Raw genomic sequence first — 23,490 nt, 5'->3', positions numbered from 1 at the left:
AGGATCGCGCCGTCCATCTGAGCGGCACCGGTGATCATGTTCTTGACGTAGTCGGCGTGGCCGGGGCAGTCGACGTGTGCATAGTGACGCGTGTCGGTCTCGTATTCCACGTGGGCGGTCGAGATGGTGATGCCACGTGCTTTTTCTTCAGGCGCGCCGTCAATCTGATCATACGCTTTGAAGTCACCGAAATACTTGGTGATTGCTGCGGTCAGCGTGGTCTTGCCGTGGTCAACGTGGCCAATCGTGCCGATGTTGACGTGCGGCTTATTACGCTCAAACTTTTCCTTTGCCATGATGGCCTCCTTTTTCGGTAATGAAGGGAGCCCCTGAACAGAGCTCCCTCAAATCTTCGCTTATGCGTATTTCGCCTGGATCTCGTCAGAGATGTTCTGCGGAACCGGATCGTAGTGATCGAACTGCATGGTGAACTGGGCACGGCCCGACGACATCGAACGCAGAGTGTTGATGTAGCCGAACATGTTGGCCAGCGGAACGAACGCGTCGATCGCGATGGCGTTGCCACGGTTTTCCTGACCGGAAACCTGTCCCCGACGTGATGTAAGGTCGCCGATGATACCGCCGGTGTATTCTTCCGGGGTGATCACTTCGACCTTCATGATCGGCTCAAGCAGTTTCGCACCGGCTTTGCGCATGCCTTCACGCATACCCATACGAGCCGCGATTTCAAACGCCAGAACCGAGGAGTCCACGTCGTGGTATTTACCTTCGATCAGGGCAACTTTGAAGTCGATCACGGGGAAGCCAGCCAGTGGGCCGCTATCCATGACGGATCTGATGCCTTTTTCGACACCCGGGATATATTCCTTGGGTACCGAACCACCAACAACGCGGGATTCGAACGAATAGCCTTCACCCGGCTCTGTCGGCGAAATGATCATCTTCACCTCGGCGAACTGACCCGAACCACCCGACTGTTTCTTGTGGGTGTAAACGATCTCGGCTTCGTGACCGATGGTTTCGCGATAGGCCACCTGCGGCGCACCAATGTTCGCTTCAACCTTGAATTCACGCTTGAGACGGTCAATCAGGATGTCCAGGTGAAGTTCGCCCATGCCCTTCATGATGGTCTGACCGCTTTCAATGTCAGTTTCCACACGGAAGGACGGGTCTTCTGCAGCCAAACGGCCCAGACCCTGGCTCATCTTTTCCTGGTCAGCCTTGGTTTTCGGCTCAACCGCAATCTCGATCACCGGATCGGGGAAGGTCATCGTTTCCAGAACTACCGGATCGCCGGTCGAACACAGAGTGTCGCCCGTGGTGGTGTCTTTCAGACCTGCCAGCGCGATAATGTCGCCTGCGAATGCTTCCGTGATTTCCTCACGATCATTCGAGTGCATCATCATCATCCGGCCGATACGCTCTTTCTTACCCTTGGTCGAGTTCAGAAGCGTGTCGCCCTTGGCCAGAGTACCCGAGTAGATGCGGGTAAAGGTCAGCGAGCCAACAAAGGGGTCGTTCATGATTTTGAACGCCAGACCCGAGAACGCCATGTCATCATCCGCGCGGCGGGCAATGTTACGGGTTTCTTCTTCGTCACCGGGTTTGAAGCCCATGTAATCGACAACGTCCAGCGGGCTGGGCAGATAGTCGATCACAGCATTCAACAGCGGCTGAACGCCTTTGTTCTTGAACGCCGAACCACCCAGAACCGGAACAAACGCGATTTCCAGAGTACCTTTGCGCAGCAGGGCGCGCAGGGTCGGAACGTCGGGCTCATTGCCTTCCAGGTATTCCATCATCGCGTCGTCGTCCATTTCGACGGCCGCTTCGACCATTTTACCGCGCCATTCGTCAGCCATGTCTTTCAGGCTGTCACGGATCGGTGCTTTGACCCAGCTTGCGCCCAGGTCTTCGCCCTGCCACAGCCATTCTTCCATGGTGACCAGGTCGATCAGGCCTTCCAGCTCGGTTTCTGCGCCGATCGGAATACCAACCGGAACAGCACGTGCGCCGGTACGATCTTCGATCATTGCAACGCAGTTGAAGAAGTCCGCGCCGATCTTGTCCATCTTGTTGACGAACACCATACGCGGAACCTTGTAGCGGTCAGCCTGACGCCATACGGTTTCGGTCTGGGGCTCAACACCGGCGTTTGCGTCCAGAACGCAAACGGCACCGTCGAGAACCGCCAGCGAACGTTCAACTTCGATGGTGAAGTCAACGTGGCCGGGGGTGTCGATGATGTTCAGGCGGTGCTTGGGCGAGTCAGCAGTTTCACCGTCTTCGGTGCGTTCCCAAAACGTCGTGGTCGCAGCCGAAGTGATGGTGATGCCGCGTTCCTGCTCCTGCTCCATCCAGTCCATGGTGGCTGCACCATCGTGCACCTCACCGATGTTGTGGGATTTGCCGGTGTAATACAGGATGCGTTCCGAACAGGTCGTTTTACCTGCATCGATATGCGCCATAATACCGAAGTTACGGTAATGGTTGAGTGTATATTCGCGTGCCATTTTGATAAGCCTCTGGAATTACCAACGGTAGTGGCTGAAGGCTTTGTTCGCCTCGGCCATCTTGTGGGTGTCTTCGCGCTTTTTCACGGCAGTACCGCGGGACTGTACGGCGTCCAGCAGTTCGCCCGCAAGGCGCTCTTCCATGGTGTTTTCGTTACGGCCACGCGCAGCAGTGATCAGCCAGCGGATGGCCAGTGCTTCGCGGCGCTCGGGGCGCACTTCGACCGGAACCTGATAGGTTGCACCACCAACCCGGCGCGAGCGAACCTCGACCGACGGTTTGATGTTGTCGAGTGCTTCGTGGAACACTTCGACAGGAGCGCGCTTGATCTTGCCTTCAACGCGGTCAAAAGCGTTGTAAACGATGCGCTCTGCGACCGACTTCTTGCCGTCGATCATCAGGTTGTTCATGAATTTGGTCAGTACCTTGTCGCCAAATTTGGCGTCAGGCAGGACTTCGCGTTTTTCGGCGGCGTGACGACGTGACATATCAGCCTCTCCTTCTTACTTGGGACGCTTCGCGCCGTATTTCGAACGACGTTGCTTACGGTCTTTGACGCCCTGGGTATCCAGAACACCGCGCAGGATGTGGTAACGGACACCGGGAAGGTCTTTTACACGGCCGCCACGGATCAGAACAACCGAGTGTTCCTGCAGGTTGTGGCTTTCACCGGGGATGTACGAGATGACCTCGAACCCGTTGGTCAGGCGCACTTTGGCAACCTTACGCATAGCCGAGTTCGGCTTTTTCGGTGTGGTCGTATACACACGAGTACAGACGCCGCGTTTCTGCGGGCACTGCTCCAGGTGCATGGACTTCGAGCGTTTTACTTTGGGCTGACGCGGCTTGCGGATCAGCTGTTGAATAGTTGGCATTCCGGTTTCTTCCCCGTTTTGCAACACACATGACATGCACGCGCATTGCGTGCGGCTAAACTTGCTGCGTTCGTGCGTCCACAAGCGCAAAACCCGCGAGCGTTCCCATTCCGAGGTGAACGTCGCGGTTTGTTATCAGAGGGCGCGAACGATAAAAGTGTCCGGGCCTTGACCAGTTCATTACTGGAATCGGTTGTGGGGCGGCCCCCGGCACCGAGATGACGCGCGTATATGGGGAGTCGGCCCGAGTGTCAACAGCACATACCCGCCAAGCCGATTGGCAGCGTTTTATCAAGACTTAGCTGCGGCTTCCAGTGTCACTCGCCCGTTGCTGGCAATTGCGGATTTCTGCATAGTGGCCGCGAAACTTTTCGATGGACTAGACATGCAAGTCATTGGCCTGTGCCGCTTTTCCTACCCCGCGATCGGCGGCTATCAGGTAGAACACGAAACTGTCGAAGAGCGTCGTCAATACCTGTACAATCCAGAGCGGCTGGAAGAACGGTTTCGTCTGTTCGAAACCACCACCCTGCCCGGTTTTCGCGAACAGACGGACGAGGACTTTGAACTGGTGGTGCTGATCGGTGAATGCCTTCCCAAAAAGCCCATGGACCGGCTGTATGATCTCACCTCGGGCATCAGGCAGATCCGCATCGTCAAGCGTACACCAGCTCGGCATCGCCCGGTTGTCAAAGAGGTTCTGCACAGCGCCCGCACCGACCCGGATCAGCCGTGCATCCAGTTTCGCCATGACGACGATGATGCCGTTTCGGTCGACTTTGTCGAACGTCTGCGCCTTGCGGCGATTGACGCTAAAGGACTGACCAGGAATAGCCGGACGGTCGGTCTGGATTTCAACAACGGGTTTCTGGCGCGGTTTGGACCGGATGGCACTCAAGCCCTCCCGGTGTTCCGATCCCTTTTGGGCGTTGGGTTGGGGATGTATATTGCTGGCGGCTGCAAACACACGATCATGAGTTTCACGCACCATAAGATCGGTCGTTTCATGCCCGTGATCAGCTATCCCGACGCGCCCATGTGGGTACGTACGCTGAACAACTTCAACGACTCCCCCCATGCCCGCGCCAGCAAGACCAATCTGTCCCCACTGACACCGGAACAAGAAGGCGAGTTTATTGCGCGATTTGCCATTGAACAGGACAAGGTTCGGCGGGCTCACTCTGCTGGTTTAGACTGACGTTCCCGGAACAGCGTGAAAAGCCCCGCACCCACGACCAGAACAGCGCCCAACATCGTGATCGTATCGGGCCAATCGCCAAAAATGACCCAACCCAGCCCCAAAGCCCAGATCAGGCTGGAATACCGGAACGGCGCAATAAAACCGACGTCGCCTTCGCGCATGACCATGACGCTGCAAAGATATCCGGTTAGAACAAAAACCGCGGCTGAGGCCACCATTATCCCTACGCCCGGCGTTACCGGCTCCCACCCTGTGACTGCAGTTGCGATCCCTGCGGCCAATGTAATGGAAACCGTCGTCGCCAATGTGACCGTCAAGGAAGGAACATGCGTCGACATGCGCCGGGTAATCAGATCACGCGCGGTGACGGATGCCACGGCAATCAGAGCGTAAATCGCGTAAATACTGAACCCATCAGGTCCCGGCCGTACAATCAGCAGCATTCCGGCAAAACCCATCCCGGTCGCTAAAATGCGACGCCAGCCGATATGCTCACCAAAAAACAGTACGGCGCCCAACGTCACCGTAAGTGGCAACGCCTGAAGAACGGCCGTTACATTCGCCAGCGGCATATGCAAAAGCGCTGTGAGAAAGAAGAATGTGGTCGACAACTCAGCTAAGCAGCGTGCAGCAACAAGCCACTTGTCATGGCGCGGAAAGTTCAGGTGCAGCGCCCCAAGCTGACGCGCCAACAGAAACACCATTAACGTCGCCAAGACTCCGCGCATCGCAACCATCTGAAACAGCGGCATTTCTACCCCCGCAACCTTGATCAGTGCATCATTCACGGTAAAGGCGGCCATGCTGCCCATCATCAGCACCGCGCCCTTGACATTCGGGGTCATAGTGGCGGAATCCAAAACTTAAAAAAAAACTTGGCCCATTGGCCGTAAGCCCGTGAACGATGTCAATATGCAACGTCGAGCCTGCTGATCAGCCAGGCAATATCACCAACGTGTGGTCCATACCCGCAAGAGCTGCGTCGATGAGCGGCGCGATCTCTGCCCAATTGCCGCCGGCCAGACCTGCACCAATCATCGGATAGCCGATCCGCGATGCGGGAAATGCGCGTGCAATCTTCGAGAAACAACCCGAGATCGCCTCATATTCCACAAGCGGCCCCGGCCCCTCCCAATGAAATTGGGTATAGGCATTAACCACTACAAATTCGGTCGTGCCCCGCGCGATCTGGACCGAAGAAATCGTTCCGAGTTTTGATCGGGACCCAAGGCCCGTCTGCTGGTCGGCCTCAAGCGCATCAGGGAATTCCGCCGCAATTGCCCGTGCTATCCCGGCCCCCATCGCATGGAAGCAATTGCAACCGTGAACGATGACATCAAACTCACCATTCAGTGCAAGCTGTATCAAATCACCCTTGATTGTAGGCATCATGCATCCCTTGGTCAGTGGGTCGCTGTCTTCGAGACTATTCAGTTGTATCACGATTGGACGAAAGCACACCAAGGGCAAAAGAAAAGGCCCTGCGAAATCGCAGGGCCTTTCCGTATTTCTATGATGAGTAAGTTACTCGCGGCTTTCCGGTGTTTCCACCAGAACGTCCAGCTCGTCACCAACCATATCGTCATCCATGACCGGCGCAGCGAGGGCAGCGGCCGCTTCGGCCTCTTCCCGGCGGGCTTCGATCACGACGTTGTCGCGGCCTTGCGCAACCTGGCGCACGGCCTGAGTGGCCCCACCGGTACCGGCTGGGATCAGACGACCAACGATGACGTTCTCTTTCAGGCCAACCAGCTTGTCCTTCTTGCCCTGAACCGAGGCTTCGGTCAGCACGCGGGTGGTTTCCTGGAACGACGCGGCCGAGATGAACGAACGTGTCTGCAGCGAGGCTTTGGTGATCCCCAGAAGGATCGGTTCGCCCTGAGCCGGACGGCCGCCGCGCGAGAGAGTTTTCTCGTTGGCTGCGTCAAACTCCTGCTTGTCGACATGTTCGCCTTTCAGCAGGGTGGTGTCACCTGAATCCAGGATCTCCCACTTCTGCAGCATCTGGCGCACGATGACCTCGATGTGCTTGTCGTTGATCTTAACGCCTTGCAGACGGTAAACATCCTGCACCTCGTCGATCATGTAATCCGCCAGCGCTTCGACACCCATGATGGACAGGATGTCATGCGGAGCCGGGTTACCGTCCATCAGGTATTCACCCTTCTGGATGAAGTCGCCTTCCGCAACCGGGATATGCTTGCCCTTGGGCACCATATACTCGATCGTTTCCATCGACTCATCCGCCGGCTCGATGCTGATGCGGCGCTTGTTCTTGTAGTCGCGGCCAAAGCGCACGTAACCATCGGCTTCTGCGATGATCGCGTGATCTTTCGGACGACGGGCTTCGAACAGTTCAGCCACACGTGGCAGACCACCGGTGATGTCCTTGGTCTTGGCGCCTTCACGCGGAATACGCGCAACGACTTCACCAGCCTCGATTTTATCACCGTCTTCGATCGACAGGATCGCATCCACCGACATCGGATAGTGAACCGGGTTGCCCGCATCATTGCGGACCGGCTCGCCATCTTCACCAACCAGAATGATCTCGGGCTTCAGGTCGCTGCCTTTGGGGGCGGCGCGCCAGTCGATCACGATTTTCTGGGTCATGCCGGTTGCATCGTCGGTCTCATCGCGGACAGCAATGCCCGAAACAAGGTCGACATACTTCGCGGTACCGGCTTTCTCGGCGATGATCGGCAGAGTGTAGGGATCCCACTCGTACAGCTTGTCGCCACGGGCAACCTTGGCGCCGTCCTTGACGAACAGCTTAGAGCCGTAGCCCAGCTTGTGGCTGGCACGTTCCTCGCCGTGTTCGTCCTTGATCACCAGCTTCATGTTCCGGCCCATGACCAGGATTTCGCCTGCGGAATTGGCCAGAACCTGCGGGTTCTCGAACGAAACCACACCGTCTTGGCTGGCTTCCTGGAACGACTGCTGACCACCTTGGGCAACACCGCCGATGTGGAAGGTCCGCATCGTCAGCTGTGTACCAGGTTCACCGATGGACTGGGCGGCGATGATGCCGACAGCCTCACCCGTGTTGACCCGCGTACCACGTGCAAGGTCACGACCATAGCAGGTGGCACAAACGCCTTCCTCGGACTCACAGGTCAGAGGCGAGCGGATGCGCATCGAAGCAACACCGGCCTCGTCAATGGTGTCGGCCATGCGTTCGTCGATCAACTGACCCGCAGCGACCAGAACCTCTTCCGTACCCGGACGCAGAACGTCATCGGCAGAAACACGACCCAGCACACGTTCGGCCAGCGAAGCGACAACCTCACCGTCGTTGACCGCGGCTTCGGCAGTGATCGCACGTTCAGTACCACAGTCGATCTCACGAACGATGCAGTCCTGCGCCACGTCCACCAGACGACGGGTCAGGTAACCCGAGTTCGCCGTCTTCAGAGCGGTATCCGACAGACCCTTACGGGCACCGTGGGTCGAGTTGAAGTACTCGAGAACGGTCAGACCTTCTTTAAAGTTCGAGATGATCGGCGTCTCGATGATGTCACCGTTCGGCTTGGCCATCAGACCACGCATACCGCCCAGCTGTTTCATCTGAGTGACCGAGCCACGCGCACCCGAGTGGGCCATCATGTAGACCGAGTTTGGTTCTTGTTCGGAACCATCCTCTGCCCGATCCGAAGACGAGATCGTGCCCATCATCGCATCAGTGACGCGGTCGTTACACTTCGACCAGGCATCGACAACTTTGTTGTACTTTTCGCCCTGAGTGATCAGACCGTCCATGTACTGCTGTTCAAAGTCTTTTACCTGACTGCGGGTCTCATCAACGATGCCCCACTTGTCATCAGGGATGACCATGTCGTCCTTACCGAACGAGATGCCCGCCTTGAACGCTTCTTTGAAGCCCATCGACATGATCTGGTCACAGAAGATAACCGACTCTTTCTGACCGCAGTAACGGTAGACGGTGTCGATCACCTGCTGCACTTCTTTCTTCCGCAGCAGACGGTTGACCAGCTCGAACGGGGCCTTGTTGTTCATCGGCAGCAAGGCACCCAGACGCAGACGGCCCGGAGTGGTCTCGAAACGCTTCTGAACTTCGTTGCCTTCGTCGTCGATCTGCGTGATCCGCGCGGTGATCTTGGTGTGCAGGTGAACTTCGCCTGCATCCAACGCGTGCTGAACTTCGTCGATCGAACCAAAAACCTTACCTTCGCCCGGCATGCCTTCGCGTTCCAGCGTCACATAGTAAAGACCCAGGATCATATCCTGCGACGGAACGATGATCGGCGCGCCGTTTGCAGGCGACAGAACGTTGTTCGTCGACATCATCAGAACACGGGCTTCCAGTTGCGCCTCAAGGCTGAGGGGCACGTGAACCGCCATCTGGTCACCGTCGAAGTCAGCGTTGAAGGCCGAGCAGACCAGCGGGTGCAACTGAATCGCCTTACCTTCGATCAGAACCGGCTCAAACGCCTGAATGCCAAGACGGTGCAGCGTCGGCGCACGGTTCAGCATGACAGGGTGTTCGCGGATCACCTCGTCGAGGATATCCCACACTTCGGGACGCTCTTTCTCGACCAGTTTCTTCGCCTGTTTCACGGTCGAAGACAGACCCTTGGCTTCAAGGCGCGAATAGATGAACGGCTTGAACAGTTCCAGCGCCATCTTCTTGGGCAGGCCACATTGGTGCAGCTTGAGTTCCGGACCGGTCACGATGACCGAACGGCCCGAGAAGTCGACGCGCTTACCCAGAAGGTTTTGACGGAAGCGGCCCTGCTTACCTTTCAGCATGTCCGACAGCGATTTCAGCGGACGCTTGTTGGCGCCGGTGATCACGCGGCCACGACGGCCATTGTCGAACAGAGCATCCACGGATTCCTGCAACATCCGCTTTTCGTTGCGGACGATGATGTCAGGTGCGCGCAGCTCGATCAGACGTTTCAGACGGTTGTTCCGGTTGATGACGCGGCGATACAGATCGTTCAGATCCGAAGTCGCGAAACGGCCACCATCCAGCGGAACCAACGGACGCAGTTCCGGCGGAATGACCGGGATCACGGTCATCACCATCCACTCAGGCCGGTTGCCCGACTCGAGGAAGGATTCAACAACCTTCAGACGCTTGATGATCTTCTTGGGCTTCAGCTCGCCGGTTGCTTCTGCCAGATCAGCGCGCAGCTGCTCGGCTTCGGCTTCCAGATCGATCTGGGCCAGCATCTCACGGATAGCTTCGGCACCGATGTTCGCGGTGAACGCGTCCATGCCATAGGCATCCTGCGCGTCCATGAACTCTTCTTCGGTCAGCATCTGGCCATAAGACAGGTCGGTCAGACCAGGCTCGATGACGACATAGTTTTCAAAGTACAGAACACGTTCCAGATCGCGCAGCGTCATGTCCAGCATCAGACCGATGCGGGACGGCAGCGATTTCAGGAACCAGATGTGCGCAACGGGTGCTGCCAGTTCGATGTGGCCCATACGCTCGCGGCGGACTTTCTGCAGGGTGACTTCCACACCGCATTTCTCGCAGACAACGCCGCGATACTTCATCCGCTTATATTTGCCGCACAGACATTCGTAATCTTTGATCGGGCCAAAGATACGCGCGCAGAACAGACCGTCACGCTCGGGCTTGAACGTCCGGTAGTTGATGGTTTCGGGTTTCTTGATCTCGCCATAGGACCAAGACAGAATCCGCTCGGGCGACGCCAAGGAGACTTTGATCTCGTCAAAGACTTTCGGCGGCGTCAGCGGGTTGAACGGGTTATTGGTGATTTCCTGGTTCATTTTGCGTCCTTACAAATTGGGATGGGATGAGTGTGGGGCGTTGCCGCCCCTACTCTTCCTCCGCATCCAGGAGTTCCATATTCAGGCCGAGGCCACGGACTTCTTTAACCAGAACGTTGAACGATTCCGGTACGCCCGCTTCAAAGTTATCCTCGCCCTTGACGATCGACTCATAGACCTTGGTCCGGCCGGCGACGTCATCCGATTTCACGGTGAGCATCTCCTGCAGGGTGTAGGCGGCGCCGTAAGCTTCCAGAGCCCAGACTTCCATCTCACCAAAGCGCTGACCACCGAACTGCGCCTTACCACCCAGCGGCTGCTGGGTAACCAGGCTGTACGGCCCGGTCGAACGCGCGTGGATTTTGTCATCCACAAGGTGGTGCAGTTTCAGCAGGTACTTGATGCCAACGGTCACAGGACGCGCGAATTGCTCACCGGTACGACCGTCGAACAGAACCGACTGACCGCTTTCCGAGAAGCCCGCACGCACCAGCGCATCGTTGACGTCAGCCTCTTTGGCACCGTCAAAGACCGGGGTCGCGATCGGAACACCGCGGGTCACGTTGCCCGCCGCCTCGATCAGATGACCTTCGTCCATGCCGGCAATGCCTTCTTCATAGACATTCTCGCCATAGGCCAGCTTCATCGCTTCGCGAACCGGGGTCAGGTCGCCGGAACGGCGGTATTCACCCAGTGCGTCGTCGATGTTCAGACCCAGACCACGCGCGGCCCAACCCATGTGGGTTTCAAGGATCTGACCAACGTTCATACGCGAAGGCACACCCAGCGGGTTCAGACAGAAGTCAACCGGAGTACCATCGGCCAGGAACGGCATGTCTTCCATCGGAACAACCTTGGAGATCACACCTTTGTTCCCGTGACGACCGGCCATCTTGTCGCCCGGCTGCAGCTTACGCTTCACGGCGATGAAGACTTTGACCATCTTCATCACACCCGGCGGCAGATCGTCACCACGACGGACTTTTTCGACCTTGTCTTCGAAACGGGCATCCAGAGCGCGCTTGAGCACTTCGTACTGCTCGTTCAGAGCCTCTACGATCTGGGCGTCCTTCTCGTCTTCCAACGCCAGCTGCCACCACTGACCACGGGTCAGCATGTCCAGCAGTTCCTCGGTGATCACCGATCCTGCCTTGACGCCTTTCGGGCCTTTGACAGCGGTTTTACCCAGGATCAGACCTTGCAGACGTGCATAGATGTTACGGTCAAGGATCGCCAGCTCGTCATCCCGGTCACGGGCCAGACGTTCGACTTCCTCACGCTCGATCTGCAGCGCACGCTCGTCTTTTTCCACACCGTGACGGTTGAAGACGCGGACTTCCACGACCGTACCGTAATCACCCGGCTTCACGCGCAACGAGGTATCGCGCACGTCAGATGCTTTTTCACCAAAGATGGCGCGCAGCAGCTTTTCTTCCGGGGTCATCGGGCTTTCGCCCTTCGGAGTGATCTTGCCGACCAGAATATCGCCCGGCTCAACATCCGCGCCGATGTAAACGATGCCAGCCTCGTCGAGGTTGCGCAGCGCTTCTTCACCGACGTTCGGGATGTCGCGGGTGATCTCTTCCGGGCCCAGCTTCGTGTCACGGGCGGCGACTTCGAATTCCTCGATATGGACCGAGGTAAAGACGTCATCACGCGCAATACGTTCCGAGATCAGGATCGAGTCTTCGTAGTTGTAACCGTTCCACGGCATGAACGCGACGACCACGTTTTTACCCAGCGCCAGCTCACCGATATCGGTGGACGGACCATCGGCAACAACCTCACCTTTCGTGACAGTGTCACCCACTTTCACCAGCGGACGCTGGTTGATGCAGGTGTTCTGGTTCGAACGCTGGAATTTGCGCAGACGGTAGATGTCCACACCCGCGTCGCCCAGTTCCAGATCTTCGGTAGCACGAATAACGATACGCTGGGCATCGACCTGGTCGATGATGCCGGCACGTTTCGCCTGAATCGCAGCGCCCGAGTCGATGGCAACCTTTTCCTCGATACCGGTGCCGACCAGCGGCGCCTCGGCCCGCAGCAGCGGAACCGCCTGACGTTGCATGTTCGAGCCCATCAGAGCGCGGTTGGCGTCGTCATTTTCAAGGAACGGGATCAGCGATGCAGCAACCGATACCAACTGTTTCGGGCTGACGTCGATTAGGTCCACATTCTCGCGCGGGGCAAGGGTGTAGTCGCCGGACTGACGGGTCGAAACCAGATCGTTGATGAACTTGCCATCCGCATCCAGTGTCGCGTTCGCCTGCGCCACAGTATGACGCATTTCTTCGGTCGCGGACATGTAGTGAACCTCATCGGTCACCTCGGCGTCTTTGACGACGCGGTACGGTGTTTCGATAAAGCCATACTTGTTCACGCGGGCGAAGGTGGCCAGCGAGTTGATCAGACCGATGTTCGGGCCTTCCGGCGTTTCAATCGGGCACATCCGACCATAGTGGGTCGGGTGTACGTCGCGCACCTCAAAGCCTGCACGTTCACGTGTCAGACCACCGGGGCCAAGCGCCGAAAGACGGCGTTTGTGGGTGACTTCCGACAGTGGGTTGGTCTGGTCCATGAACTGCGACAGCTGCGACGAGCCGAAGAATTCACGAACAGCAGCAGCCGCCGGTTTCGCGTTGATCAGGTCCTGAGGCATGACGGTGTCGATCTCGACCGACGACATACGCTCTTTGATCGCGCGCTCCATGCGCAGCAGACCGACGCGGTACTGGTTTTCCATCAGTTCACCGACCGAACGTACACGGCGGTTGCCGAGGTGGTCGATGTCGTCGATGTCACCTTTGCCGTCGCGCAGTTCCACCAGCGCCTTGATGCAGGCCACGATGTCTTCGCGACGCAGGGTGCGCAGAGTATCCGGCGCGTCCAGAGCCAGACGCATGTTCATTTTCACGCGGCCAACGGCGGACAGGTCATAGCGCTCGCTGTCGAAGAACAACGTGTCGAACAGGGCCGAGGCCGCTTCGACGGTGGGTGGCTCACCCGGACGCATAACACGGTAGATATCCATCAGCGCCGTGTCGCGACCCATGTTCTTGTCTGCCGCCATGGTGTTGCGCATGTACGGACCGACATTGATGTTGTCGATGTCCAGAACCGGGATGTCGGTGATGCCGGCATCGACCAGCTCTTTGACTGTGCCGCCGATCAGATCGCCGTCCTTGTCATATTCCAGCGTCAGCTCATCACCGGCTTCGACATAGATCGCACCGGTTTCTTCGTTGATGACGTCTTTGGCGACGAATTTGCCAACGATGTGATCGAATGGAACCAGCAGGTTGGTGACAGAGCCTTCGTCGATCAATTTCTTGACAGCGCGCGGAGTGACTTTCTTGCCTGCTTCGGCAATCACTTCACCCGATTTCGCATCAATCAGATCATAAGTCGGACGGGTGCCGCGCACACGTTCCGGGAAGAACGGAGCGATCCAACCCTTCTTCTTGTCCAGCTTGTAGGACACGGTGTTGTAATACGCGTCCATGATCGCTTCCTGATCCAGACCCAGCGCATAAAGCAGGGTCGTCACAGGCAGTTTGCGGCGACGGTCGATACGGGCGAACACGATGTCCTTGGCGTCGAACTCAAAGTCCAGCCAGCTGCCGCGATACGGGATGATGCGGCAAGCAAAGAGCAGTTTACCCGAAGAGTGGGTCTTGCCCTTGTCGTGGTCAAAGAACACGCCGGGCGAACGGTGCATCTGGGACACGATCACACGCTCGGTGCCGTTCACGATGAACGTACCGTTGGGCGTCATCAGGGGCATATCGCCCATGAATACGTCCTGTTCTTTGATGTCTTTGACGGATTTGGCGCCGGTGTCCTCGTCGACATCGAACACGATCAGACGCAGAGTGACTTTCAGCGGCGCGCTGTAGGTCATGTCGCGCTGCATGCACTCTTCGACGTCATATTTGGGTTTTTCCAGATCGTATTTCACGAACTCCAGAACGGAGGTTTCGTTGAAATCCTTGATCGGGAAGACCGATTGGAACACGCCTTTGATGCCTTCGCCGTCTGTGGGCACATCTGCATCGCCGGAGCGCAGGAATAGATCATAAGAAGATTTCTGGACCTCAATGAGGTTCGGCATCTCCAGCACTTCGCGGATTTTGCCGTAATATTTACGAAGACGTTTCTGGCCAAGGAACGTTTGAGCCATGTCAGATGTCACCTTTCGATGTTCTCAGCGGACAAAGACACCGTCGGGCCCCGGTGCCTTGCACATTAGAGACGACACGTCCGGATCAATTCGTGGCCACCGTCCCGAATGGCAGCCTCCCGATCCGCGAACCGCGTCTTAGAAAACGCCCCATTTATCAGAGGCCCTTTCTAAGACAGGTTCGGCTGGACCCGGAATTTTCCGGATCCAGCCAAATTTTCCGGTGCATCAGCGATGCACCTGTCGAATGGCTTAGGCCAGCTCGACTTCGGCGCCAGCTGCTTCCAGCTTGCCTTTGACTTCTTCGGCTTCGTCTTTCGACACGCCTTCTTTGATCTTGCCGCCAGCTTCGACCAGTTCTTTGGCTTCTTTCAGGCCCAGACCGGTGATGCCGCGAACTTCTTTGATCACGTTGATTTTCGAAGCGCCGGCGTTCTTCAGAACGACGTCGAATTCGGTTTTTTCTTCCTCAGCTGCGCCACCGGCGTCGCCACCGGCTGCCATGACAACTGCGCCGCCTGCTGCGGGCTCGATGCCATATTCGTCTTTGAGGATGGTTTTCAGTTCTTGTGCTTCCAGCAGGGTCAGACCCACGATGCTTTCTGCGAGTGCTTTCAGATCAGCCATTTTATCAGCTCTTTCCGTTTACAGTGTGTGTTCCAACGTCAGGGTAGTTACCCTACGCAGATCATTCAGTGCCAACCGCTTACGCAGCTTCCGCCTTCTCTTCGATGGTGGAAAGGATGCTTGCGATGTTGCTTGCAGGTGCGCCAATTGCGCCAGCGATGTTCGAAGCAGGTGCGCCCAGCATGCCCGCGATAGTAGCAATAAGCTCCTCGCGCGAAGGCATTTTGGACACGGCTTCGACGCCGGCACGATCCAGAGCGTTCTCACCCATTGCACCGCCAAGAATTTCGAACTTTTGGTTCTCTTTGGCGTAGTCCTGGGCCACTTTGGCTGCTGCCACAGGGTCCTCAGAATAGGTCAGAACGGTCATACCCGTCAGCAGGTCGGCAATGCTTTCACATGGCTTTCCGTCGAGGGCGATTTTGGCGAGCCTGTTCTTGGCAACACGCACGGAGCCACCCGCGTCACGAGCACGTGCGCGAAGGTCCTGCATCTCGGCAACTGTCAGACCGGCGTAGTGCGAAACCACTACGACGCCAGAGCTTTCGAAGATTTGGCCGAGTTCCTCGACCACTTTCTCTTTCTGGGCTCTATCCACAGTTCTCTCCAAGTTTGGGGCGATATCTCACCCCGGCTCATATTAGCCGCAGCTTTCGCTCCGGCGTTCAGGTCCGTTGTTACGGGATTGGCCAAAATGCGCCCGAGGGTTGGACCCCCCAGAATTCTTTGGTCTTACCCGTCTCAGGCAGGGAATTAAGGGGCCATATGGCACCACCCACCGTCTTGGACGAAACAAAATAAAGCGCACGACGAATCGCACGCTTTACTTCGTAGCCCTACTTAGGGCAGATGGGGCCGGTTTCCAAGGGGTAAATTGCGGTTTCCGCAGGTTCGCAACAGCATCTGTCGAAAACGATTTCCACCCCGTTCGAGGCTTGGCGTGCACATAGGCGCGGATTTGCGGAATACAATGCGCAAACGCCAGATCAAGTAGGTCCAAGCATCGACTTTCCGTTGACACGGACATCGCACTGTTATCCTGTCCGGAGACTGGACAATAGCACTCAGGACTTGGCCCGTTGGCTGGAACGCTGCCCCTTTCAGACGAAGAAAATGCCCGCGTCGCCTTGTATATCGACGAGTTTTCAAACCAGTTCCTGAAAGTGCCCATCCGCCGCTATGAATGCATCTACCGATCGCATGCGTTCGACGACACGCGATCCGTCGTTATCCTGCATACCGCAGCGCAGGCCTTCGCCCTTAAGATCGACACGCAATCGCCAGACACCGGGCGATTGCGGAACGAATATGACCTGCTCGTCGAACTGTACCGATTTTTTGAGGGCAATGAGACTTCGCGCGTTGTCCGGCCCGTTTACCTCTCGCCAGGTGGCGCTTTTCTGGTGACCGAATACATCAATCGGCCAACCGCCGTTGATCTGATCTACAACAGCAAAGACGATGATCAGGTCGCCCAGGTGTACCGTCGCGCGGGGTCGTGGCTGAACGATCTCCACAGTCGCAACCCGCCTGTTCGATACGCCTTTCGCCCCAGGTGGATGACAGACAGCTTGAAAGAGCTGATGACGGCCGTACCTAATAAAATCGCGAACCAAAGCCGGACGATGGTGAACCTGATGCTGTCCGAAGGGACCCGCCTGAAGGGCACCGAGGACCTGCGCGTGTTTTCACATGGCGATTATCACGGGCAGAACCTGATTGTGGGACAGGGGAAAACGATCGGACTGGATTTCACCGAAGCCCGCGACAAGCTGGCGGTCTACGATATCGTCGATTTTCTGAAGGCGGATATCTTTCGGAATGGCGGCGCATCGGGTGTCGACCGAAGCGGTATCCTTAAAAGAAACAAAGACATGTTCTTTCGCCTTTACCGACATCCTGTCAATGTTGAAGTCTTGGATTATTGTCTCCGCGGACGGCTATTGAAAGACTGGTTGGCCTTGTGGCGGAACGACCACGAATGCAGCGATTTCGAAAGAGACAAGCGGCAAAGACTGGGCGATCGCCTGCTGGTCGCGTTCCAACACCGTTGAGCTGGATGGATGGTCAGCGTAAATGACGAGATTGTGAGCGACATCGCGCAAATCTTAGTTGACCGAACCATCCCAAGAAACGTTATCCCAAACCATAACCCACGCGGCGCTTGTCAGTTTAGGCCGACAATAACCGCCACACAGAAGGTAAGTCGCTTACATGGTTCTCCGCAGTTTTTTTGCTCAGGACAGCTCCAGTATGGTCGCTGTTTTCGTCCCTGATACGGCTGACGGGGACGACATCGTCGTCGGTGGTTCGATCATCAACAACTCGGACACACCGGACGGCACTATCTTTACCTATTCGGGCGGCACCGGAACCACCATCACCTTGGATGACACAGCTGGCAGCCCCGACATTTTTGAAGATGATCTTCCAACGGGCCACATCATCACGGATGGCGGTGGCATTGTGACAAACGGAACGCAGGTTGAATCCGAGTCGACAATCACTGTGCGCGCTCTCGACGACGATCTCAATCCGACCGGGCCAGAGATCACCATCTATGTGTTTTCTCAGAATGGGATTACTCAGGACGTTTGGGGCTTTGCCACATCCGCCCCCCTGGACACTGGGACGTCATATGTCAAAATCAGTGGGTCGAATGCCGGGTCATCCGCCTATACGGACTATGTCACCTGCTTTGGGCCGGGAACCCTGATCGAAACCGCCGACGGTATCGTTGAGGTACAAGACCTCACAAAAGGTCAACGCGTCTGGACACGGGACAGCGGATTTCAACCGATCCTCTGGATCGGAACGACCGAGGTTCATGGCCACGGGTCATTTGCTCCGGTGGTGATTGAGGCCGGCGCTATCGGGAACACCAAAGAGCTGGTGGTTTCGCAACAGCATCGAATTCTGATCGGCTCACCTGCCACTGACATGCTTTTTGGATCATCCGAAGTGTTCGTGACCGCCAAGCACTTGTGTGGCCTTCCGGGGGTTTCGATCCGCCCGACAGATCGCATCACCTACACCCACTTCATGTTCGACCGACACCACATTGTCCGGTCCAACGGCGCGCTGACAGAAAGCTACTATTACGGCGAAAATGCAAAATACGCACTGTCGTCCCCGCAGCGATCGGAAATCCTGGCGCTATTCCCGTCGATCGAAGATGTCAGCCATGCGTTTCGACGCACCGCAGCCCCAACAATAAGCGCGCGTGAGGCCAGTGTATTGCGCGCATATATCTAAGCCACCATTGTCGGATATGCACACTCTGAAACCGCAACTATTAGCGAGCGTTTTAAAGGTTGCTTGATGGCGGCTTAGCAGATCAGTCTCAAAAAAATCCCGGGTGGTTTGCACCAACCGGAATCTAATCTTTACCTTTCAGTAGAAGGGTATACTCACCCGAAGCAGCTGCCACATCCAGTGTCACACCGAGACCCGTGTTCGAGCTTAGCTCGGTTCCATTCATGTAGATGCCTTTGGTGCCCGACGACCTCACTCCTTCAAATGACGCCTTGCTGACACCCGGTGATCCTCAGTTTTGCAATCTATGCAACACGGCGCCTCAACACAGCTAGTGCCGCCAAACCACCGAAGAGTAGAGGCAATCCACCTGGAAGCGGGACAGGCGCGATATCAGGACTACCGTCAGTGTCGACCAAGATCGCATCTATCGATAGAATTGCGTCGAACCCTCCTTGGACAAACGTCAATCCAACAACAAAAGGATCAGTCGGATCAACCGCCTCTGAGATATCTATCCCGGAAATAACAAACTCGCTGATGCCTAATGGATCGAATGCAGTGAAATCAAATAGCTCACCCAATCCGATGGTCCCTAAGAAACTACCGCCAGCATAATCGAAACTCAGATCAAAAAGGCTTTGAGATAGCGGCAATACAGAGGGCAATAATAGTGATGCAAAGTTCTCTGCCCCGGGCCCCAACGCATAGGTAAAGCCCGTCGCAACGATCGGATCGACCCAAATCGGCGCGTCCACACCCAATCCATTAATGATTGATAACTGAAGGTCATTTTGACCATCCGACGTAGAGGCAAAAGGCACTAAGGGAGTGTCCAATGTACCGCCATCCGTGTCGAACCGCACTCCGTAAAAATCCCCCGTGGTCCGGATTTCGGCCACGACTGAGCCACTATTGTTAAAGCTTGTATGGTAGTCGACAAAAACGCTTGTGACGGTCTCGCCATTGAATTGACCGCCAACCTCTACGATCAGTTCATCATCAACGTACAGCCCGGATGCATCCGCATATGCGACTTGCCCATAATCGTTGATTCCAAGAAAACTAACAAACCCGTCAATGTCCCCGCTGTTTCGGATAATGTTCGACGGATCTGCTGGCACATCACCGACTTCTGCCTGCATGACCAACGAGGGTTGGTAGCCAACGACCGTCCCGCTATCGTTGATTGCTGGTCCTAATCCCGAACCACCCGACGCTGCAAACTCAAGCCGCCGCTCAGCCTCCGCCATGCCATCGCCCACATTAACAACATGCGTGATGCCTTCAACTGCCGCTGAACCAGTTAGCTGTGCTAGCCAGGCCACCTCTCCGGCATTATTGATATCCGGGTTGGTGAGGTTGATTTCACCGGCGCCAGACTCGCCAATCAACCTGCTGCTCTGACCATCAGCCTCAAGCCTGATTACCTGAGACCCACCATTGCCGTCGTTGACCAGCAAGGCGACCTGACCAGAGTCATTTACGGACAAACCTGTGCTGAGGTTCGAACTGAAATTGAAGACATTTGGTGTCGCCCCAGTTGCCACGGCACCGTTGATCGGGCTTTCAGCCAAAACAGTCAGATCATAGGAACCAACCGGTCCGACAGTTGTATTGATTGTCCCACCATTCGGTTGAACGCGCAGGATTTGGGTGACAAACTCGTTTCCGGTTCCATTCGGAACCACTGAGCGTATTGACCTTGAGGCAATGAACGAACCGTCATCCAACACAATTATATTTCTTAGGTCATAGCCGTTACCACCGAACTGGTTCGTTGCCCCAAGGAAAGTGCTTTGACCTTGCGAATCCCGAACCCAAATCGAATTCACATTGTCGAACGCATTTCCACTTGGTGGTCGTCGGAACGTTGTTCGCGCAACGTCGCCCCGATCATTAATTGAATATTCGAATGGTCCCGCAGATCCGATTCCGGTAACTGTCGAGGCATCAAGAATGGTCGCATTGTAAGTTAAGGCAATTGCCGGAGCGCCAAAAGACAAACACACAAACGATAAAATAGACAAACTCGTACGCATTATTCCCCCCACGGAAACCAACTTACTAGTTACTATGTTATTCAGATGAAACGTAGCATGTATCAGGGTTTGAATCAAAACTACATGGTTTTGCAGTGCTAAATGTCCTTCACGTTCAGCGCCACGATACTTGATCTGAACCAGAATTTTTCATTCCAGCAGAAAAAGCGCTCTAGCTAAATCAAAAAAAAATCCCGGGCGGTTTGCACCACCCGGGACTAAATCTTTGTAGTTTTGCGTTAAGGCTTATTCGCCCGAAGCGGCAGCAACATCCAGAGTCACGCCCGGGCCCATGGTTGAGCTCAGCGCGATTTTCTTCATGTAGGTGCCTTTGGCACCTGTCGGCTTGGCCTTGGCCACGGCCGAGATAAAGGCGCGGACGTTTTCGACCAGCTTGGCTTCGTCGAAGGACGCTTTGCCAACACCGGCGTGCACAACGCCGCCTTTTTCCGCCTTGAACTGAACTTCACCACCCTTGGCTGCTTCCACGGCCGCTTTCACGTCCATGGTCACGGTGCCAACCTTGGGGTTTGGCATCAGGTTACGGGGGCCCAGAACTTTACCCAGACGACCGACGATCGGCATCATGTCCGGGGTGGCAATGCAACGATCGAATTCGATGGTGCCGCCTTGGATGGTTTCCATCAGGTCTTCTGCGCCGATGATATCCGCGCCAGCTTCTTTCGCTTCGTCAGCCTTTGGGCCACGAGCAAAAACAGCAACGCGCATCGTTTTACCGGTGCCATTGGGCAGGCCGACAACGCCACGAACCATCTGGTCTGCGTGACGGGTGTCAACACCCAGGTTCAGAGCGATCTCGACGGTTTCGTCAAACTTCGAAGTTGCGTGGGCTTTAACCAGTGCAACCGCTTCTTCCACCGACAAATCTGTCTTGCCAGCGAAAGCTTCGCGCGCGGTGCGCGTACGTTTACCGAGTTTTGCCATCTTACTTCACCTCGATGCCCATAGAGCGGGCCGAGCCCAGGATGATCTGCATTGCGCCTTCGACATCGTTGGCGTTCAGATCTTTCATTTTGGCTTCGGCGATTTCACGAACCTGCTTCGTGGTCACGGTTGCCACGGTCTCACGACCTGGGTTTTCCGCGCCACGGGGACGGTTACGCTTGCCAACCGGCTTCAGACCAGCCGCTTTTTTCAGGTAGTAAGACGCGGGCGGCGTCTTGATGTCCATGGTGAAGGACTTGTCCTGATAATAGGTAATCACGGTCGGGCAAGGCGCGCCTTGCTCCATGTCTGCGGTCTTGGCGTTGAACGCCTTGCAGAATTCCATGATGTTGATGCCGCGTTGACCCAGCGCCGGACCAACTGGCGGCGACGGGTTCGCCTGACCTGCAGGAACCTGCAGTTTCATTGTACCAGCAAGCTTCTTGGCCATTTGGTTTTCCTTTCAACGTAGGCAGGACGCGTCCCACCCGGTTTATGTTGCGTGGTCCGATCCGGGATCGCGATCCCAGCAACCTCCCACGAGAGAATCTCGCCCAAAGACGATAGAGGCGGCATTTATAGGGGAATGGTGGGGTTGGCAAGTGTGCTGACTTTTTCCATTTAGAATTATCGAATCCAGCCCAATGGATTTTTCATTGAACCACCGAATGAAGGGGTCTACGGACTAGGCAAAGTAGACCTTCAGGACTTCAATATCCCAGCGGAAAGCTATTTGAAACCGACTAATTAAGCGAGTTTTAGCCTTAGTATCACATTGACATGCGTTGCTGTGCTATAATCAGCGGAAATAGTTTTTGGTGGAGGTTAATTATGATCATTCGTTCAATAGTAACGCTCGGCATCGCGCTCTCCTTTGCGACATCCGCACCTCAGACCGTACGGGCCGACGCTGGCGAAATTCTGGGCGGCGCTGTCGTTGGTGGAGTCATTGGCTATGCGATTGGCCGAGATCAGCAAAGGAAACAAAACGCCCGGACAACAACGAGGAAAACTCAAACTTATCGACCGGGCATTCCGTCGACCACACAAGGCGCGCAGACCCAGACTGCGCTCAATTATTTCGGTTATAATGCAGGACGGGTCGATGGGCAGGTCGGGCGCGGCACCCGCTCAGCGATCGAACGGTATCAGGCCTCCATGAGCTACCCGGTGAATGGCCATGATTTCCAACCCTATCAACGCGACTTCCTTATGCAGGCCTACTATTGGGGGACCAGCGGCGGTCAGGCCACAACCCAACTCTCGGGTCAGCCACTGCTGATGGCCTACCGCCAACAGGTGCATACTGGTTCCGCTCTAGCAGCCGCCCCTCAGGTACAATCGACTCCAACACCGGTTGTGATAACGCCTGAACCAGCACCAGCAAGCGAGGCGGTCACCATTGAAACAACCACTGCCAGCCTGCCGAGTCTGTTTTCAGGTGGCACCGGGGGCCCTTCCCTTGCCAATCGCTGCAGCGGGGTGATGCTGCAGACATCGACCAATGGCGGCTATACGACTCTGTCAAATATGTCCGATCCCGATTTTGCACTCAGTGAACAGTTCTGCCTCGCCCGTAGTTACGCCATGGCGCGCGGAGAAGATTTGATGCAAGATATCCAGGGTCTGACACCGGATCAGGTAGCAGCTCAGTGCAACTCATACGCTGAAATGTTGGCTCCGCAGGTAGTTTCGCTGTCTCTCAGTTCAAAAACGGATGCTGAAACTCAGATGCGCAAACTTGCGTTGGACTCCGGGCTGAGCCCCGAAGACCTTGCCGCGACAAGCAAGGTTTGCCTGGCGATAGGCTACCGCGAGGACAACATGGATGCCGCCGTTGGCTCGGCACTGATGCTGGTCGCAATGGGCGAACCCGCTTACGGAGAACTGATTGGGCACCACCTGCGCGAAGGCTTCGGCGTACAGGAACGTCGCGATCTTGCCATGCAGTGGTACGATGCGAGCCTTTCCGCGCTGGACGCCGGATCGCAGGCCGTATTCCTTCCGTCCCAATCGGACCGTCCGAAACTTCTGCGAGCAGCGATGGTGCAGGCGCGATAAGCCGATAAACTAAACGCTTTGGCCGTCTGCCATGCTGAAACAAAAAAGCGCCGCGTTGCG

General features: G+C 56.1%; 17 protein-coding genes. 4 read left to right on the top strand and 13 right to left on the bottom strand.

All coding sequences use genetic code 11. The annotated features are described in order from the left end of the window. The 4 genes from AC2FLA_RS11005 to rpsL all read right to left on the bottom strand — a co-directional run. A partial coding sequence (locus tag AC2FLA_RS11005; RefSeq protein ID WP_496722158.1) for a GTP-binding protein occupies positions 1-296 on the bottom strand: 296 nt, incomplete at its 3' end. Between the two features lie 60 nt (positions 297-356). Beyond that, entirely contained in the window at positions 357-2,474 is a 2,118-nt protein-coding gene (gene fusA, locus AC2FLA_RS11000; protein WP_496706325.1) for an elongation factor G, read from the bottom strand. An 18-nt stretch (positions 2,475-2,492) separates the two neighbouring features. After that, on the bottom strand, positions 2,493-2,963 hold the full coding sequence (gene rpsG, locus AC2FLA_RS10995; RefSeq protein WP_008756926.1) for a 30S ribosomal protein S7: 471 nt from the start codon (positions 2,961-2,963) through the stop codon (positions 2,493-2,495). Positions 2,964-2,978: 15 nt separating this feature from the next. After that, complete coding sequence (gene rpsL, locus AC2FLA_RS10990) at positions 2,979-3,350, bottom strand: 30S ribosomal protein S12 (protein ID WP_005621086.1); 372 nt, start codon at positions 3,348-3,350, stop codon at positions 2,979-2,981. 385 nt (positions 3,351-3,735) lie between these two features. On the opposite strand from rpsL, the gene AC2FLA_RS10985 reads away from it, so the two are divergent. Further along, positions 3,736-4,548, top strand: a complete 813-nt coding sequence (locus tag AC2FLA_RS10985; protein ID WP_496722168.1) for a putative rhamnosyl transferase — start codon at positions 3,736-3,738, stop codon at positions 4,546-4,548. On the opposite strand, the gene AC2FLA_RS10980 is transcribed toward AC2FLA_RS10985, so the two are convergent. The 6 genes from AC2FLA_RS10980 to rplJ all read right to left on the bottom strand — a co-directional run bounded on the left by AC2FLA_RS10980 (position 4,527) and on the right by rplJ (position 15,725). Beyond that, positions 4,527-5,396: a DMT family transporter gene (locus AC2FLA_RS10980; protein WP_496722156.1), complete on the bottom strand. Its 870-nt coding sequence runs from the start codon at positions 5,394-5,396 to the stop codon at positions 4,527-4,529. The two genes, AC2FLA_RS10985 and AC2FLA_RS10980, sit on opposite strands and share 22 nt — an antisense overlap. An 88-nt stretch (positions 5,397-5,484) precedes the next feature. Continuing rightward, positions 5,485-5,940: a macro domain-containing protein gene (locus AC2FLA_RS10975; protein ID WP_496722154.1), complete on the bottom strand. Its 456-nt coding sequence runs from the start codon at positions 5,938-5,940 to the stop codon at positions 5,485-5,487. Between the two features lie 135 nt (positions 5,941-6,075). Further along, positions 6,076-10,317: a DNA-directed RNA polymerase subunit beta' gene (gene rpoC, locus AC2FLA_RS10970; RefSeq protein ID WP_496722152.1), complete on the bottom strand. Its 4,242-nt coding sequence runs from the start codon at positions 10,315-10,317 to the stop codon at positions 6,076-6,078. A gap of 49 nt (positions 10,318-10,366) precedes the next feature. Continuing rightward, complete coding sequence (rpoB, locus tag AC2FLA_RS10965) at positions 10,367-14,500, bottom strand: DNA-directed RNA polymerase subunit beta (protein WP_496722150.1); 4,134 nt, start codon at positions 14,498-14,500, stop codon at positions 10,367-10,369. A 252-nt stretch (positions 14,501-14,752) separates the two neighbouring features. After that, positions 14,753-15,127: a 50S ribosomal protein L7/L12 gene (rplL, locus tag AC2FLA_RS10960; protein WP_037314964.1), complete on the bottom strand. Its 375-nt coding sequence runs from the start codon at positions 15,125-15,127 to the stop codon at positions 14,753-14,755. Between the two features lie 79 nt (positions 15,128-15,206). Further along, positions 15,207-15,725, bottom strand: a complete 519-nt coding sequence (rplJ, locus tag AC2FLA_RS10955; RefSeq protein WP_058272482.1) for a 50S ribosomal protein L10 — start codon at positions 15,723-15,725, stop codon at positions 15,207-15,209. Between the two features lie 481 nt (positions 15,726-16,206). Between rplJ and AC2FLA_RS10950 the strand changes: the two genes are divergently transcribed. Together AC2FLA_RS10950 and AC2FLA_RS10945 are read left to right on the top strand one after the other, a co-directional pair. Next, the gene (locus AC2FLA_RS10950; RefSeq protein WP_496722149.1) at positions 16,207-17,181 is read left to right on the top strand and encodes a phosphotransferase; all 975 of its coding nucleotides are present in this window, start codon (positions 16,207-16,209) and stop codon (positions 17,179-17,181) included. Positions 17,182-17,380: 199 nt separating this feature from the next. Continuing rightward, positions 17,381-18,382 (top strand): Hint domain-containing protein, encoded by a 1,002-nt coding sequence (locus tag AC2FLA_RS10945; protein WP_496722147.1) that lies wholly within the window; start codon positions 17,381-17,383, stop codon positions 18,380-18,382. A gap of 305 nt (positions 18,383-18,687) precedes the next feature. Here the strand turns inward: AC2FLA_RS10945 and AC2FLA_RS10940 are convergent, their stop codons facing one another. From AC2FLA_RS10940 to rplK, 3 genes are all read right to left on the bottom strand, one after another. Continuing rightward, a complete protein-coding gene (locus tag AC2FLA_RS10940) occupies positions 18,688-20,502 on the bottom strand; it encodes a hypothetical protein (protein ID WP_496722145.1) in 1,815 nt (604 codons plus the stop codon). A 168-nt stretch (positions 20,503-20,670) separates the two neighbouring features. Then, positions 20,671-21,369: a 50S ribosomal protein L1 gene (gene rplA / locus AC2FLA_RS10935; protein ID WP_113791693.1), complete on the bottom strand. Its 699-nt coding sequence runs from the start codon at positions 21,367-21,369 to the stop codon at positions 20,671-20,673. 1 nt (position 21,370) lies between these two features. Next, a complete protein-coding gene (rplK, locus tag AC2FLA_RS10930) occupies positions 21,371-21,820 on the bottom strand; it encodes a 50S ribosomal protein L11 (protein ID WP_113791694.1) in 450 nt (149 codons plus the stop codon). A gap of 380 nt (positions 21,821-22,200) precedes the next feature. On the opposite strand from rplK, the gene AC2FLA_RS10925 reads away from it, so the two are divergent. Continuing rightward, the gene (locus tag AC2FLA_RS10925; protein ID WP_496722142.1) at positions 22,201-23,430 is read left to right on the top strand and encodes a peptidoglycan-binding domain-containing protein; all 1,230 of its coding nucleotides are present in this window, start codon (positions 22,201-22,203) and stop codon (positions 23,428-23,430) included. The last annotated feature ends 60 nt before the right edge of the window (positions 23,431-23,490 follow it).

It is taken from the genome of Ruegeria sp. CDSA033, from assembly GCF_059612305.1.
The sequence above is the reverse complement of the archived record's forward strand: the minus strand, read 5'-3'. Positions and strand labels throughout refer to the sequence as shown.

Excerpts from the sequence above, each read along its gene's own strand:
- fusA (WP_496706325.1), bottom strand. The coding sequence starts at position 2,474 with ATGGCACGCGAATATACACTCAACCATTACCGTAACTTCGGTATTATG.
- rpsG (WP_008756926.1), bottom strand. The coding sequence starts at position 2,963 with ATGTCACGTCGTCACGCCGCCGAAAAACGCGAAGTCCTGCCTGACGCC.
- rpsL (WP_005621086.1), bottom strand. The coding sequence starts at position 3,350 with ATGCCAACTATTCAACAGCTGATCCGCAAGCCGCGTCAGCCCAAAGTA.
- AC2FLA_RS10985 (WP_496722168.1), top strand. The coding sequence starts at position 3,736 with ATGCAAGTCATTGGCCTGTGCCGCTTTTCCTACCCCGCGATCGGCGGC.
- AC2FLA_RS10980 (WP_496722156.1), bottom strand. The coding sequence starts at position 5,396 with ATGACCCCGAATGTCAAGGGCGCGGTGCTGATGATGGGCAGCATGGCC.
- AC2FLA_RS10975 (WP_496722154.1), bottom strand. The coding sequence starts at position 5,940 with ATGCCTACAATCAAGGGTGATTTGATACAGCTTGCACTGAATGGTGAG.
- rpoC (WP_496722152.1), bottom strand. The coding sequence starts at position 10,317 with ATGAACCAGGAAATCACCAATAACCCGTTCAACCCGCTGACGCCGCCG.
- rpoB (WP_496722150.1), bottom strand. The coding sequence starts at position 14,500 with ATGGCTCAAACGTTCCTTGGCCAGAAACGTCTTCGTAAATATTACGGC.
- rplL (WP_037314964.1), bottom strand. The coding sequence starts at position 15,127 with ATGGCTGATCTGAAAGCACTCGCAGAAAGCATCGTGGGTCTGACCCTG.
- AC2FLA_RS10945 (WP_496722147.1), top strand. The coding sequence starts at position 17,381 with ATGGTCGCTGTTTTCGTCCCTGATACGGCTGACGGGGACGACATCGTC.
- rplA (WP_113791693.1), bottom strand. The coding sequence starts at position 21,369 with ATGGCAAAACTCGGTAAACGTACGCGCACCGCGCGCGAAGCTTTCGCT.
- rplK (WP_113791694.1), bottom strand. The coding sequence starts at position 21,820 with ATGGCCAAGAAGCTTGCTGGTACAATGAAACTGCAGGTTCCTGCAGGT.
- AC2FLA_RS10925 (WP_496722142.1), top strand. The coding sequence starts at position 22,201 with ATGATCATTCGTTCAATAGTAACGCTCGGCATCGCGCTCTCCTTTGCG.